The 12,211-nt window shown below is 74.0% G+C and carries 13 protein-coding genes; 5 read left to right on the top strand and 8 right to left on the bottom strand.

Annotation, left to right across the window (positions count from 1 at the left end):
• The first annotated feature begins 461 nt into the window (after window positions 1-461).
• Window positions 462-875 (top strand): enediyne antibiotic chromoprotein, encoded by a 414-nt coding sequence (locus tag OIE75_RS00415; RefSeq protein ID WP_329468932.1) that lies wholly within the window; start codon window positions 462-464, stop codon window positions 873-875.
• Window positions 876-953: 78 nt separating this feature from the next.
• Here OIE75_RS00415 and OIE75_RS00410 read toward each other — a convergent pair whose 3' ends face one another.
• Together OIE75_RS00410 and OIE75_RS00405 are read right to left on the bottom strand one after the other, a co-directional pair.
• Window positions 954-1,400 (bottom strand): helix-turn-helix domain-containing protein, encoded by a 447-nt coding sequence (locus OIE75_RS00410; RefSeq protein ID WP_307017505.1) that lies wholly within the window; start codon window positions 1,398-1,400, stop codon window positions 954-956.
• Window positions 1,400-1,843, bottom strand: coding sequence for a VOC family protein (locus OIE75_RS00405; RefSeq protein WP_307017507.1), 444 nt, complete (start codon window positions 1,841-1,843; stop codon window positions 1,400-1,402). Before OIE75_RS00405 ends, OIE75_RS00410 begins: the two co-directional genes overlap by 1 nt.
• Window positions 1,844-2,025: 182 nt before the next feature.
• Here OIE75_RS00405 and OIE75_RS00400 point away from each other — a divergent pair, with 182 nt between their 5' ends.
• Window positions 2,026-2,850 (top strand): AraC family transcriptional regulator, encoded by an 825-nt coding sequence (locus OIE75_RS00400; protein ID WP_329473907.1) that lies wholly within the window; start codon window positions 2,026-2,028, stop codon window positions 2,848-2,850.
• Here OIE75_RS00400 and OIE75_RS00395 read toward each other — a convergent pair.
• The 3 genes from OIE75_RS00395 to OIE75_RS00385 form a co-directional block, all read right to left on the bottom strand.
• Entirely contained in the window at window positions 2,839-4,026 is a 1,188-nt protein-coding gene (locus OIE75_RS00395; protein ID WP_329468931.1) for a ParB N-terminal domain-containing protein, read from the bottom strand. The genes OIE75_RS00400 and OIE75_RS00395 overlap by 12 nt on opposite strands.
• A 136-nt stretch (window positions 4,027-4,162) precedes the next feature.
• A complete protein-coding gene (locus OIE75_RS00390; RefSeq protein ID WP_307017511.1) occupies window positions 4,163-5,002 on the bottom strand; it encodes an ABC transporter permease in 840 nt (279 codons plus the stop codon).
• Window positions 4,999-5,925 carry an ABC transporter ATP-binding protein gene (locus OIE75_RS00385; RefSeq protein ID WP_329468930.1) on the bottom strand — a complete coding sequence of 309 codons (927 nt, stop codon included), beginning with the start codon at window positions 5,923-5,925 and terminating at the stop codon, window positions 4,999-5,001. The genes OIE75_RS00390 and OIE75_RS00385 overlap by 4 nt, the downstream gene beginning before the upstream one ends.
• Window positions 5,926-6,152: 227 nt before the next feature.
• On the opposite strand from OIE75_RS00385, the gene OIE75_RS00380 reads away from it, so the two are divergent.
• Window positions 6,153-6,908, top strand: a complete 756-nt coding sequence (locus tag OIE75_RS00380) for a gamma-glutamyl-gamma-aminobutyrate hydrolase family protein (RefSeq protein ID WP_329468929.1) — start codon at window positions 6,153-6,155, stop codon at window positions 6,906-6,908.
• Window positions 6,909-6,970: 62 nt separating this feature from the next.
• On the top strand, window positions 6,971-7,477 hold the full coding sequence (locus OIE75_RS00375) for a carboxymuconolactone decarboxylase family protein (RefSeq protein ID WP_114533038.1): 507 nt from the start codon (window positions 6,971-6,973) through the stop codon (window positions 7,475-7,477).
• A 64-nt stretch (window positions 7,478-7,541) separates the two neighbouring features.
• Here the strand turns inward: OIE75_RS00375 and OIE75_RS00370 are convergent, their stop codons facing one another.
• The 3 genes from OIE75_RS00370 to OIE75_RS00360 all read right to left on the bottom strand — a co-directional run bounded on the left by OIE75_RS00370 (window position 7,542) and on the right by OIE75_RS00360 (window position 10,487).
• Window positions 7,542-8,915, bottom strand: coding sequence for an NDP-hexose 2,3-dehydratase family protein (locus OIE75_RS00370; protein ID WP_329468928.1), 1,374 nt, complete (start codon window positions 8,913-8,915; stop codon window positions 7,542-7,544).
• Entirely contained in the window at window positions 8,912-9,892 is a 981-nt protein-coding gene (gene rfbB / locus OIE75_RS00365) for a dTDP-glucose 4,6-dehydratase (RefSeq protein ID WP_307017516.1), read from the bottom strand. Before rfbB ends, OIE75_RS00370 begins: the two co-directional genes overlap by 4 nt.
• 247 nt (window positions 9,893-10,139) lie before the next feature.
• Window positions 10,140-10,487 carry a VOC family protein gene (locus OIE75_RS00360; protein ID WP_307017519.1) on the bottom strand — a complete coding sequence of 116 codons (348 nt, stop codon included), beginning with the start codon at window positions 10,485-10,487 and terminating at the stop codon, window positions 10,140-10,142.
• Between the two features lie 180 nt (window positions 10,488-10,667).
• Between OIE75_RS00360 and OIE75_RS00355 the strand changes: the two genes are divergently transcribed.
• Window positions 10,668-12,209: an alpha/beta fold hydrolase gene (locus OIE75_RS00355; RefSeq protein WP_329468925.1), complete on the top strand. Its 1,542-nt coding sequence runs from the start codon at window positions 10,668-10,670 to the stop codon at window positions 12,207-12,209.
• Window positions 12,210-12,211 lie beyond the last annotated feature (2 nt).

Raw genomic sequence — 12,211 nt, 5'->3', positions numbered from 1 at the left:
CGGGGATCGCGCAGGCGGCGCCCGACTTCGCGGCGGCGGGCCGCGTGCTGGGACCAGGCCCACAAGTGGATGTGCCCGCACCGGTGACGCCCACCGCCAAGACCCGTCCCACGGGTGCACGCCAGCGCGGAGACCGGAACGTGGTCACAGCTGCGGCAGCCGGTCCGCCGCCGTGGGGGAGCGGCAACGCTCGAGCCGGAAGAACTGAGCCCACCCCACCCCGGGGCGGCCCGGTGATCCGGCCCCGGGGTGGGCCGTGCGGCAGACCAGGCGCCGGCTCGGCGGGCGGCCGCACCACACCTGCGCCGCCGTCGAGGACGGCCTGTGACCCGTACCCCCCAGCGCGGCTGGGCGGGCACTTGAGGAGTTCTCAAGCCGGTCTCATGCGCCGCCGCCGACCCTGAGTGAGGCGTGATCACCAGAACGCGCCGTTCCGCTCACACCCGTTGGGGAGACCAGCCATGCAGATCCGCTCGCGTCTGACCAGGTCCGGCCTGCTGGGCGCCGCCACCGTCGCCGCCCTCGCCTTCACCGCCGCCCCGGCCTCCGCGGCCCCGGCCGTGACCGCCACCCCCGCGGCCGGCCTGGCCGACGGCCAGTTGGTGACCGTGTCCGGCACCGGCTTCCCGGCCGGCGCCGAGGTCGCCGTCTCGCAGTGCCGGGAGGCCACCACCTGCACCGACACCCTGGCCAGGGCCACCGTCGGAGCCGACGGCACCTTCCGCACCCCCTACACCGTGCGCCGGCAGTTCACGGCCACCGACTGGAGCACCGGCACCGGTTCCACCGTCACCGTGGACTGCGCCGCACAGGCCTGCCAGCTGGTCGCCTACCTGGAGGCCACCGGCCCGGTCGGCACCGGCATCTCCTTCTGACCGCCCGGCAGGCCCGTGCGCGGACCCGGGCCCGCCGGCCGGTGCCGCGACCGGCGGGCCCGGGCGGGCCGGGGGCGTTCACGCCGGCCGGGCCGGGGCGCGGGAGTCCGGCGGCGCCGGCCGGCCCGCACACCACGGCAGCCCGCCGGCGCCGGCCGCTGCCCGCCTGCGGTAGTCCTGGACGCTCATGCCGGCCAGTTCGGCGAAACGGGCGGCGAGGACCTGCGCGCAGGGGCAGCCCACGGCCCGGGCGAGCTGCGCCGTGCCCAGCTCGCCCTGGCGCAGCAGTTCCATCGCCCGCTCCACCCGCCGCACCGTCACATAGGCGTACGGGGACAGGCCGTAGGCCTCCCGGAACCGCGCGGCGAGCAGCCCGGCCGGCAGGCCCTCCGCGCGGGCGAGTGCCTCGACGTCCAGCGGCCGCGTACTGTCCCGGTCGATGCGGTCGCGGACGCGGCGCACCTGCGCGAGGTCCCGCAGACGCTGCGCGGCGCACATCGCCTGCCGCCATCCCGGATGGCACATCACGCGCCCCCTCGCCCGGTGCCGCCGGTGGCGCGGGGCACCTCCCGGATACGGACCAGGTTGCCCGCGGGATCGCGGACCGCGCACTCCCGCACCCCGCCCGCGCGCCGTGCCGGCTCCTGGACGATCTCCGCGCCGGCGGCCTGCACCCGGGCGAACGTGGCGTCGAGGTCGCCGGTGGCGAGGACGATGAGACCCCAGGTGCCCTTGGCCATCATCTCCAGGACACGGCCGCGCTCGGCGTCGGTGACCTGCGCGCCGGCCGCCGCCGGCGCCAGCAGCAGGGCGGTGTCCGGCCGGCCGGCGGGAGAGACCGTGATCCAGCGGGTGCGGCCCCGCCCCACGTCCTGGCGGACTTCGAAGCCCAGGACGTCCCGGTAGAAAGCGAGGGCGGCGTCCGGATCGTCGTGCGGCAGGGAACTCGTATGCAGGCGGAGGTCCATGACCGCACGCTAGCCGCGCCCCGGCCCGGGCGGCTTCTCCGTTCCTGACGCCTTCCCCCGGCCGCCACCTGGACGGGTCGTGCAGCGGGGCGCGAGCCGGACTCGAGCACATCCCCACCGGTGCGAGCCATCCTGTTGAGCCGACCGGCCCGGGAGAGGTGACTGTGGACGCGGCAGTGGACATGGCGATCGACCGCATACGCGAGCTTTTCGGTGAACCGCTGAGCGTTTCCCGCCTCGCCGAAAGAGCCCGGCTCGGCCGTTTCGAATTCTCCCGCCGGTTCAGGGAGACGACCGGCATGAGCCCCGCCCAATTCCTCACCGCCGTGCGGGTGCACGAGGCGAAACGGCTCCTCGAGTGCTCCGGCGCCCTGACCGCCGAGGTCGCCGCCGCCGTGGGGTTCGCCGGCCCCCAGGCGTTCTGCGCCGCCTTCACGGCCGCGACCGGACTGTCGCCCGCCCGCTACGGCAGGCTGTGCCGCGAGCAGGGGCAGGCCCCGCCCGCCCCGGACCCCGGCCCCGGCCCGGAGCGCGGCGCGGTCGCCGGAACGGTCCGCCTGCCGGCGGGCCACGGCGACGCCCGCGTCTACCTGGGCGTCTTCGCCACGCCCGTCGTGCGCTACCCGGCCCTCGCCGAGACGATCGTCGACGTGCCCGCCGACCGCCCGTCCTGCTACCTGCTGTCCGGCGTCCCGGCGGGGCACTGGCACCTGCTCGCGGTGGCGGCCGCGGCGCCCGGCGCCGGCCACCCTCCCCGCACCGGCCCGGTGCCGCTGGCGGGCGGGGCCGGCGCGGCCGTGACCGTCACCGCGGACAGCGTCACCAGCGCGGCGGTGCGGCTGCGCCCGCCGCGGCCGGCCGACCCGCCCGTCCTGCTGGCCCTGCCCCCGCTGCGGCCGCCCGCCGACGTTGTGCCCCCGGCCCCGTGCGCGGCCTTCACCCAGCCCGAGCCGCACCCGGCGGGCATCGTGCGGACGGTGGCGGACGGGCCGCCCTCAGGAGCCTGAGGGCGGCGGGGTGCGGCACAGCTCCTGGCGGGCCCTGAGCTGCTCGGCGAGCAGCAGCCACTCCCTGCCGATGTGATCGGCGATCGGCGCGATGACGGCGAGCCAGTGGGGCGGGACGGCGTCGGCCAGGCGCCGCCAGTCCTCGCCGGGCCCGGCGGCGTGGGTCTGCATCCAGCGCAGCAGCTCCCGGCCGCCCGCGGTGTAGCGGACGGCGGGGTCGGTGGCCATCCGGGCGGTCACCGTCGCCCAGGTGGGCGGGGTGTCGGTGTGGTTGCGGCGCTGCCCCCGGCTCTCGGCCGGCCCGGCCACCCGCAGCGGCGGACGGCCCCCGCCGTCACCGGCCGCGGCGGCGGGTTCGGCCGGCGGCGCCTGGGGCGGGAGCGCACTGGGCACCGGCCGCACGTGCGGCGGCCGCAGGGCGCCGGCCCGCCGCCCGCCGCGCTCGGGGCCCTCGCCCCGGCGCAGCCGCGCGCTGACGTCGTGGACCGTGCCCAGCGACACGTCGGTGGCCCGGGCGACCTGGCGCAGCGGGGCGTGGGGGTGGGCGGCGATGTACTCGGCGGCCCGCCGCCTGCCCTCACCCGCGTCCACCGGACGCCGCCGGCCGTCCTGCCCGACGCGTTTGCCGGCCGGCGGCCCGGTGAGCGCGGACCTCTCGCGCAGCGACGCGATCGTCTTCGCGCTCAGACCGGTGACGGAGGCGATGGCGCGGTCGGACCAGTCGGGGTGGGAGCCCAGGACCCGCTCGGCGCCGGTGACCCGGTCCGCCTTCGCCAGCGGCAGGCCGTGCGAGCCGTTGGTCTGCAGGGCGATGACCAGGGCTTCGGAGTTGGAGCAGTCCACGAAGCGGGCCCGGATGCTGTGCGCGCCCATGAGCCGGGCGGCCTCCACGCGGTGCAGCCCGTCGATGACGCGGCAGCCGTCGGCCTGGACGAGGATGGGGGGAAGGTCCGCCGCCTCCGCGGCGTCCACCAGCAGCCGCACATGAGCGGCGTCCGTGCCGCCCTGGCGCAGCAGGACACCCGGGGCGAGCGCGGCCAGCACAACGTCGCGGGCCGGCAGTCGCTCGAAATTCCCCGGGTCGAATGCGCGGTGCGCGGGCGCCGCGACGCCCTCCATCCGGACGGGACTCAATGCACTCGTTATCGGCACGGCGTGCGCGTTGCTCTGAGCCATTCCTGTAACTCCCTCTCTGCTGCCGCTGGCGACGAGGGTCGCAGGAGGGTGTCCAGCCGTGGTGGAGAGCAGGTCGACGGCGCCTCGAAACGGGCCGGGAGGGGGGCCCGCCGCGCCGGCGGCGGACACCCCCCGGTCAGGCGTCGCGGCGCCGCAGCTGCACCGCCGCGACGGCCAGCAGCGCCGCCGTCCACAGCGCGAGGACCCCCAGGCCCTGCCACGGCCCCAGCAGGTCGCCCGCGCGGGCCTGCTGCTGAGTGATCATGAAGCCGGCCTCGGTGGGAAGGGCGGCGTACACGTGCTCGCCGACGCTGCCGGGCAGCAGGCCCGCCATCGGGGTGATCACCAGGACGAAGCCGACGACGGCGGTGATGCTCGCCGCGGTGTGCCGGATGATCGCGCCCACGGCCAGCGCGAACAGGCCCAGCAGCGCGAGGTAGAGCCCGCAGCCGAAGACGGCCCGCGCCACGCCGGGGTCGCCGATCGAGACCGGCGCCTTGCCGTCCAGGATCGGCGCGCCGATGAAGAAGGAGCCGAACGCGGTCACTTCGCCCACCGCCCACACCAGCAGCGCGAACACCGTGCCCTTGGCCGCCAGCATCGGCAGCCGCCCGGGCACGGCCAGCAGGCTGGCCCGGATCATGCCGGTGGAGTACTCGGAGGCGATCGCCATCACGCCCAGCACGCACACGGCGAGCTGGCTGAGCAGGATGCCGCTGCCCAGGATGGTGCCCGTGGGGTCCATCCTCATCTCCGCCTGCTGGGACGCATCGGTCTTGTCCCAGTTCGCGATGCCCATCTTCATGAACAGCGCAGTCAGCAGCCAGGTGAACACGACCAGCACGGCGAGCGACCACACGGTCGAGCGCACCGAGCGGATCTTGGTCCACTCCGACAGCATCAGGCTCGCGAAGCCGGGCGCGCGGTCCTCGGCCCGCGGCGCGGACGCCCGGCCGGGCGCGGTCGTGGCACTCACTTGACACCTCCGGCGGTGGGCACGCCGGCTTCGTACTCGACGGCGTCCTTGGTCAGTTCCATGAAGGCGTCCTCGAGGGAGCCGCGCCGCGTCGACAGCTCGTGCAGCACCAGGTGGCCGGCGGAGGCGAGTTCGGCGATCCGGGCGGCCTCGAGCCCGGTGACGTCCAGGTCGGCGTCGGCGGTGGCGGTCACGGTGGCGCCGGCCTCCCGCAGCAGTTGCGCCAGCTTCTCCCCGTCGGGTGTCCTGACCAGCACGGACTGCTTGGTGCTGCGCTCGATGAACTCCTGGGTGGAGCAGTCGGCGACCAGCCGGCCGCGCCCGACGACGATGAGGTGGTCGGCGGTGACGGCCATCTCGTTCATCAGGTGGCTGGAGACGAACACCGCCCGGCCCTCGGCCGCCAGCGACTTCATCAGCGTGCGGATCCACAGGATGCCCTCGGGATCGAGGCCGTTGACCGGCTCGTCCAGGACCAGCGCCCTGGGATCGCCCAGCAGCGCGGCGGCGATGCCCAGCCGCTGGCCCATGCCGAGGGAGAAACCCCCCGCGCGTTTGCGGGCCACCGACGCGAGCCCCACCTGCTCGACGACCTCTCCGACCCGGCGCCGGCCAAGGCCCTGGCTCTGGGCCAGGCACAGCAGGTGGTCCCAGGCGCTGCGGCCGGTGTGCAGGGCCCGCGCCTCCAGCAGGGCCCCCACCACCCGCAGCGGACGGGCCAGTGAGCGGTAGGGCACCCCCTCGACGGTGGCGGTGCCGGCGTCGGGTGCGTCGAGCCCCAGCAGCAGACGCATCGTGGTGGACTTGCCTGCGCCGTTGGGGCCCAGGAAGCCGGTGACCCGGCCGGGCTCGACCGTGAACGACAGGTCGTCCACGGCGGTCTTGTCGCCGTAGCGTTTCGTGAGGTTCTTGGCCTCGATCATGGTCACCTCGGTTGAATGGCCGGCGAGAGTTCTCGCCGGAAAAAAATCCCCGGCCACCTGTGATAGCAGGACCGCTATCTGTTCAGTAGTCGCAGCCTGGAGCCCGTCGTGAACGATGGCCCGCACAGCGGCGCGCAGATTAATTTGGCCACGGTGGCCGTCTGGCAGAGCGCGTGTTTCATCTGCTGCATTTCCTCAGTTGAACCCGGAAACCCACGAGGGTGGTCATGAATTCCAACACGAACGGCCCGGCCCGCTCCGGGCGCCGGCCGGTGGTCGGGATCTGCGCGCGGACGGCGCCCGTCACCCTCCAGGGCAGCGACCTGGTCGTCTCGCTGGCGCTCGGCACGCACCTGACCTACCTGTCCGAGGCGGGCTGCACACCGCTGCTGCTGCCGCTGCTGCCCGGCGCCGAGGACATCGCCGGCCGCCTCGACGCCCTGCTGGTGCCCGGCGGCCCCGACCTGGACCCCGCCCTGTACGGCGCGCCGGCGCATCCCTCGACGCGGGCCGTGGACCCGGCCGCCGACCGGGTCGAACTCGCTGTTGTCGCACGGGTGTTGGAGGCGCGGCTGCCCGTCCTGGCCGTCTGCCGGGGCATGCAGCTGCTCAACGTGCTGCACGGCGGCACCCTGCACCAGCACCTGGCGGACGTCACCGGCCACGACGGCCACCGCCCGCGCGGCCGGTCGTTCACGCTGGGCCGCCGCCCGCTCAAGCTGCGGCCCGGCAGCCGCGTCGCCGGCGTCCTTGACGAGGCCGAGCCCATGACGGCCTGCCACCACCACCAGGCGGTCGACCGCCTCGGTGAGGGCCTGGTCGCCACCGGCTGGGCCGAGGACGGGACCGTCGAGGCCGTGGAAGTGGCCGGCCACCCCTTTGCGGTGGGCGTGCAGTGGGAGGCGGGGCAGACCGCCGACCGGCGGCTGCACCGGGCGCTGGCCCAGGCGGCCCGGGCCGGCCAGGCCGTGCCGCAGAAGTGAACCAACCGGAAAACGGCGCCTGGACGGGCCGCCTGATGTCGATCCCCATGCGAAGGAGAAACATGTCGCCGCGGATGCCCAACCCCTCGTTGGTGGTTCCCGACGTTCTTCCGCCGATGCGCGCGCTGGTCAAGGCCGTCAACAGCGTCGGTGTGCCGCTGCAGACGCTCGTGCTCATCCACCTCAGGGTGAGCCAGATCAACGGCCGCACGGTGCAGCTGCCCACCAAGCAGCGCGAGTTCGAGGAGGCGGGGGAGGAGGACCACCGTCTGCCGCTGGTGGAGGTCTGGCGGGAGCAGACCTGCTTCACCGACGCCGAACGCTCCGTGCTGGCCCTGGCCGAGGCGGCCACGCGCATCGACGGCCGCCCGGACCCCGTCTCGGACGAGGTGTGGGAGGAGGCCGCGCGGCACTGGAACCAGGTGCAGCTGGCCGCCGTCGTCATGCACATCGGCCTGGTCAACCTCTGGAACCGGGTCAACGTCGCCACCCGGCAGGAGCCGGTGGACTGGCGGATCAACCCCAAGACGTGGACCCCGATGACCAGCCGGCTCACCCCGGCGCCGTAACCCGCGACGCGTTCGGGGCCTGGCCCGGCGGCCGCAGCCGCCGGACCAGGCCCCGAACGCGTTTTCAGCGGCCGGCGGTGGCCGTGCCGAGGACGGCGAGCAGCGTCCGGGCCTGCACGTTGACGTAACGGCTGTGCCCGGCCAGCCAGTTCAGCTGGCCCGGCGTCACCCACAGGTAGCCGCGCGGAGCCCGGGCGGGCGTCGTCGCCTCGTCTGTCTCCACGATCAGGTAGCGGCTCTCGGCGTTCAGGAAGCGGCCGCCCTCCTCCGAGTGCACCGCCGAGTACCGCACCCGGTCGGGGCGGGCACCGAGGAACGCGTCGAGGAACGGCGGGCGCGGCCCGCCCGCGGGCGGCTCGTGGTTGGAGGGCACGCACTGCACGGTCGGCGCGAGCTCGACGGTGTCGAGGAAGCCGCCCTCAAGGCGGGCGTGCACCAGGACGTGCCCCACTCCCTCGAACACCCGGTAGGCGAAGCCCACGACACCGCGCTCCACCGGCTCGATGAGCGGCTGGCTCCACCCGGCGACCTCCCGCCCGGCGCCCTCGACCGAGACCGCCACCACCCGGAAGAACCGGCCGTCCGGGCGGCCGATCTCCCGCGCGCCCCGTCGCCACCCCTCGACGCCGGCCAGGGGAACCCGGCGGGCGTGGACGTCGTGGCGGGCCCGCTCCCCGGTGAACCAGGCCAGCAGCTGGCCGTCGGAGGCCAGCGCCCGGGTCCCGTCCGCGGGCGCCGGGGCGCTCGCCAGGACGGTGCGCGCGTCCATGTTCACGACGTTGTCCTGCCCCAGCAGTTCGAGGATCTGCCCGAGCGTGAGCCAGCGGAAGGAGTCGTCGGCCGCAACGTCGCCGTCCACCTCGACGATCATGTTGCGGTTGCGTTTGCGGTAGAACCAGGCGCCGTGCTCGGACTGCAGGACGTCGGTCAGGACCCGGCCGGCAGCGGGGTCGAGGAAGTGCTCCAGGTACTTCACCTCCGCCCCGCCGTGCGCCTTGGTGTAGTTGCTGCGGGTGGCCTGCACGGTGGGGGAGAGCTGCACCAGGTTGGGGTTGCCGGGCTCCATCTTCGCCTGCATCAGGAAGTGGAGGACACCGTCGAACTCCTTGGCCAGGATGCCCAGGATGCCGATCTCCGGCTGCACGATGATCGGCTGCTGCCACCCGGCCCCGTCCACCGTGACGTCGAGTCCCTCGACGGTGAAGAACCGCCCGCTGCGGTGGTGGAGGTTGCCGGTGCCCGCCGCGAACGACCACGCGTCCAGCTCGGCGAAGGGGATCTTGCGCACCACCGCCGCGGTGCGCAGGCGGTGCTCCTCCAGCCAGCCCGGTATCCGCGCGGTGGCCGTGTGCGCCCCCTCGGGCGCCGCGGCGGAGCGCGCGAGCCGCTCGGCGGTGCCCGCCCGGGAACGGTCGACCAGCAGCAACGTCGCGCTCATGCCCGCACCCCGCCGTCCGTGAGCGGCTTCCACCAGCGGGGGTTGTCCCGGTACCAGGCGACGGTCTGCGCCAGGCCCGCCTCGAAGGCGGTCAGCGGCCGGTGGCCCAGCTCGCGTTCGATCTTCGCCTGGTCCAGGGCGTAGCGCCGGTCGTGGCCCTTGCGGTCGGTGACGTGGCGGACCATGTCCGCGCCCGCCCCGCACAGCTCGGCGATCCGGTGGGCCAGCGTCAGGTTCGCCACCGCCGTGCCGGCACCGATGTTGTAGACCTCGCCCGCCCGGCCGCCGGTCAGTACCCGGTGCACCGCCCGGCAGTGGTCGTCCACGTGCAGCCACTCCCGCACCTGCCCCCCGTCCCCGTACACGGGCACCGGACGCCCCTGGAGCAGGTTGGTGACGGCCAGCGGGATGAACTTCTCGGGATGCTGGTAGGGGCCGTAGTTGTTGGAGCAGCGGGTGACTGACAGGTTCAGCCCGTGCGTGCGCACGTACGCCAGCGCCACCAGGTCGGAGGCCGCCTTGGACGCGGCGTAGGGCGAGTTGGGAAGCAGCGGGGACTCCTCGCTCCACACGCCCTGCTCGATGGAGCCGTACACCTCGTCCGTCGAGATGTGCACCACCCGCCCGACACCGGCCGCCAGACACGCCTCCAGCAGCGCCTGGGTGCCCTCCACGTTGGTGCGGACGAAGACACCGCCGCCGCGGATGGAACGGTCCACGTGGCTCTCGGCGGCGAAGTGCACCACCGCGTCCTGGCCGCGCACCACGCCGGCCAGCAGCTCCCGGTCGAGGATGCTGCCGCGCACGAAGGCCAGCCGCGGGTGCGCGGCGGGCAGGTTGTCCCGGTTTCCCGCGTAGGTCAGGTCGTCCAGGACCGTGATGTGGGCGTCCTCGAACTGCGCGAACCCGCCCTCCAGCATGGTCCGTACATAGTGCGAGCCGATGAATCCGGCACCGCCCGTGACGAGAATGTTCATGAGACCACGTCGCAGTCGCCGTACCGCGCTCGGAGCATGTCCGTTTCCCCTTGTGTGTTCCGGCCGGAAGAAGAAAAAAAAGGGGGGACTCGTGACGGGCGTCCCCGTCCGCCGATGCTGAACGGCCGCCCTCGAAACCCTCTCGAGACGTGCTCGAAAGGAAGACTTCCGAAGACGGCCGCCGGCCGGAAACAAAAAAGCGGGGAAAGCGAGAGAAGGCGAAAAGGGGGGAGTGGGGGAGCGGGGGTCAGCTGTCCTGCAGCAGCCCGACGACGTTGCCGTCGAGGTCGGTGAAGGTCGCCACCCGGCGGCCGCCGCCGACGTCCTTGGCCGGGCCGGTCACCGTGGCACCCGCGGCACTCACCTCGGCGAGCTTGCCCTCGATGTCGGCCACGTGCCAGTAGGCGACCTGCGCGTCCTGCGCCCCCGCCGGCACCAGCCCGACGTGCTGGCCCGCGACGTCGAAACCGACGTAGTACTCCGAGTCGGTCTGCGGCTCGATGCCGAACAGGACGCTGTACAGCTTCTTCGCCGCCGCCACGTCCGCCACGGGATGCAGCACGGTCTTGATTCCCTGGATGGCCGAGTCAGCCATGGTCACTCCCGGGGGGGTTGGAATGGGTTCGCCTCATGCTAGGGAGCCCCGCCGGCGCCCCGCACCCTCACACCCCCTGCCTCGAGCCGGTCTCCAGGCGCTCTTGAGCGTGAGCCGACAGGGCGGTGCCACGCTGCCAGCGCGCTGAAATCAGGAGGGGAAACTGTGAGAAGACTTGCGTTGGTCTCGCCAGTGATCGCGGCCGGACTGCTGGGCTCGGCCCTCGTCCCGGCCGCATCCGCCGACCCGGCCGCCGCCACGCCCGCCGCCGGGCCCGCCGCGGTGGCCTGGACGCCGTGCCCGGGCGGGGACCCGGTCCTGGGCGACATGCTCCAGGGCCTGGAGTGCGGCACCATCGAGGTGCCGCTCGACTACGGCGACCCCGGCGGCCGGCAGATCAGCCTCGCGCTGACCCGGGCCCGGCACACCGCCCCCGACAGCGAGTACAAGGGCGCCGTCATCCTCAACCGGGGCCAGTGGCCCGGCGGCATCGGCCGCGACCTGCCCACCCGCTACGCCCAGGGCACCACCGGCCTGGCCCAGGACGTCGGAGACGCCTACGACTGGATCGGCTTCGACCCGCGCGGTGTCGGTGCCAGCGAACCCTCCGTCGTCTGCGACAGCGACTACCTCGACCCCGGCCACGCCCAGCCCGACCCGGTGCCCGCCACCCCCGCGGCCGAACGCGAATGGACCGAGCGGGCCCGCGCCTACGCCGCCAGCTGCGGCGAGGAGTACGGCGACGTCCTCGCCCACCTGGGCACCGAGGAGGCCGCCCGCGACCTCGACCGGATGCGCGCCGCCCTCGGCCTGCAGAAGATCACCTACTTCGGCACCGACTGGGGCACCTACCTCGGCTCCATGTACGCCACGCTCTACCCCCACCGGGTGCAGCGGATGGTCCTCGACAGCGTGGTGCGCCCCAGCACCGTCGGCTACCGCGGCAGCCTCCACAAGAACGTGACGTCCCAGCGCAACGCCGAGATCTTCTTCGCCTGGGTCGCCAAGTACGACGCCGTCTACCACCTGGGCGACACCGCCGCCGAGGTCGAGGCGCACTACTACCAGGGCCAGGACGCCCTGCGCGCCGCACCCGTCGACGGCAGGATCGGCCCCTCCGAGTGGGCGGACGTCTTCGAACCGGTCGTCTACCGCAGCTGGACCTGGCTCTCGCGCGCGCAGATCCTCTCGGACTGGGTGGTCGACCAGGACCCGGCCTCCCTGCGCGCCAACTACTCCCCGCCGGGCTTCCCCCACCAGAACCGGCACGCCATGACCAACGCCGTCAACTGCATCGACGGCCCCTGGCCCAGCGACTGGAAGAAGTGGCACCGCGCCCACAGCCGCCAGTACGACGCCGGCAACCGCTTTTTGACCTGGACCAACGCCTGGTACAACGCGCCGTGCGCGTTCTGGCCCCAGCCCGACCGCAGCGAGCCGCACTCCATCGGCAACCCCTCGGTCGACGTCCTGCTGGTGCAGCCGCAGTACGACACCGCGCACGGCACCGCCGGCGCCACCGAGACGCACCGGCTGTTCCCCAACTCCCGCCTGGTGCTGGAGAAGGGCGGCCACAACGTCGGCGCGGCCCTGTCCGCGAACAACAACACCTGCCTCAACACCCATGTCGGCGACTTCCTGCGCGACGGCACCCGCCCCGCCTCCCGCAGCGGAGCCGACGCCACCTGCCAGGCGGCACCGGACCCGGTCCCGGCTTCCTGACC

The sequence above is a fragment of the Streptomyces sp. NBC_01723 genome, from assembly GCF_036246005.1.
Taxonomy (GTDB): domain Bacteria; phylum Actinomycetota; class Actinomycetes; order Streptomycetales; family Streptomycetaceae; genus Streptomyces.
The sequence above is the reverse complement of the archived record's forward strand: the minus strand, read 5'-3'. Positions and strand labels throughout refer to the sequence as shown.

Coding starts and splice junctions, on each gene's coding strand:
- OIE75_RS00415 (WP_329468932.1), top strand. CDS start 462: ATGCAGATCCGCTCGCGTCTGACCAGGTCCGGCCTGCTGGGCGCCGCC.
- OIE75_RS00410 (WP_307017505.1), bottom strand. CDS start 1,400: ATGTGCCATCCGGGATGGCGGCAGGCGATGTGCGCCGCGCAGCGTCTG.
- OIE75_RS00405 (WP_307017507.1), bottom strand. CDS start 1,843: ATGGACCTCCGCCTGCATACGAGTTCCCTGCCGCACGACGATCCGGAC.
- OIE75_RS00400 (WP_329473907.1), top strand. CDS start 2,026: ATGGCGATCGACCGCATACGCGAGCTTTTCGGTGAACCGCTGAGCGTT.
- OIE75_RS00395 (WP_329468931.1), bottom strand. CDS start 4,026: ATGGCTCAGAGCAACGCGCACGCCGTGCCGATAACGAGTGCATTGAGT.
- OIE75_RS00385 (WP_329468930.1), bottom strand. CDS start 5,925: ATGATCGAGGCCAAGAACCTCACGAAACGCTACGGCGACAAGACCGCC.
- OIE75_RS00380 (WP_329468929.1), top strand. CDS start 6,153: ATGAATTCCAACACGAACGGCCCGGCCCGCTCCGGGCGCCGGCCGGTG.
- OIE75_RS00375 (WP_114533038.1), top strand. CDS start 6,971: ATGTCGCCGCGGATGCCCAACCCCTCGTTGGTGGTTCCCGACGTTCTT.
- OIE75_RS00370 (WP_329468928.1), bottom strand. CDS start 8,915: ATGAGCGCGACGTTGCTGCTGGTCGACCGTTCCCGGGCGGGCACCGCC.
- rfbB (WP_307017516.1), bottom strand. CDS start 9,892: ATGAACATTCTCGTCACGGGCGGTGCCGGATTCATCGGCTCGCACTAT.
- OIE75_RS00360 (WP_307017519.1), bottom strand. CDS start 10,487: ATGGCTGACTCGGCCATCCAGGGAATCAAGACCGTGCTGCATCCCGTG.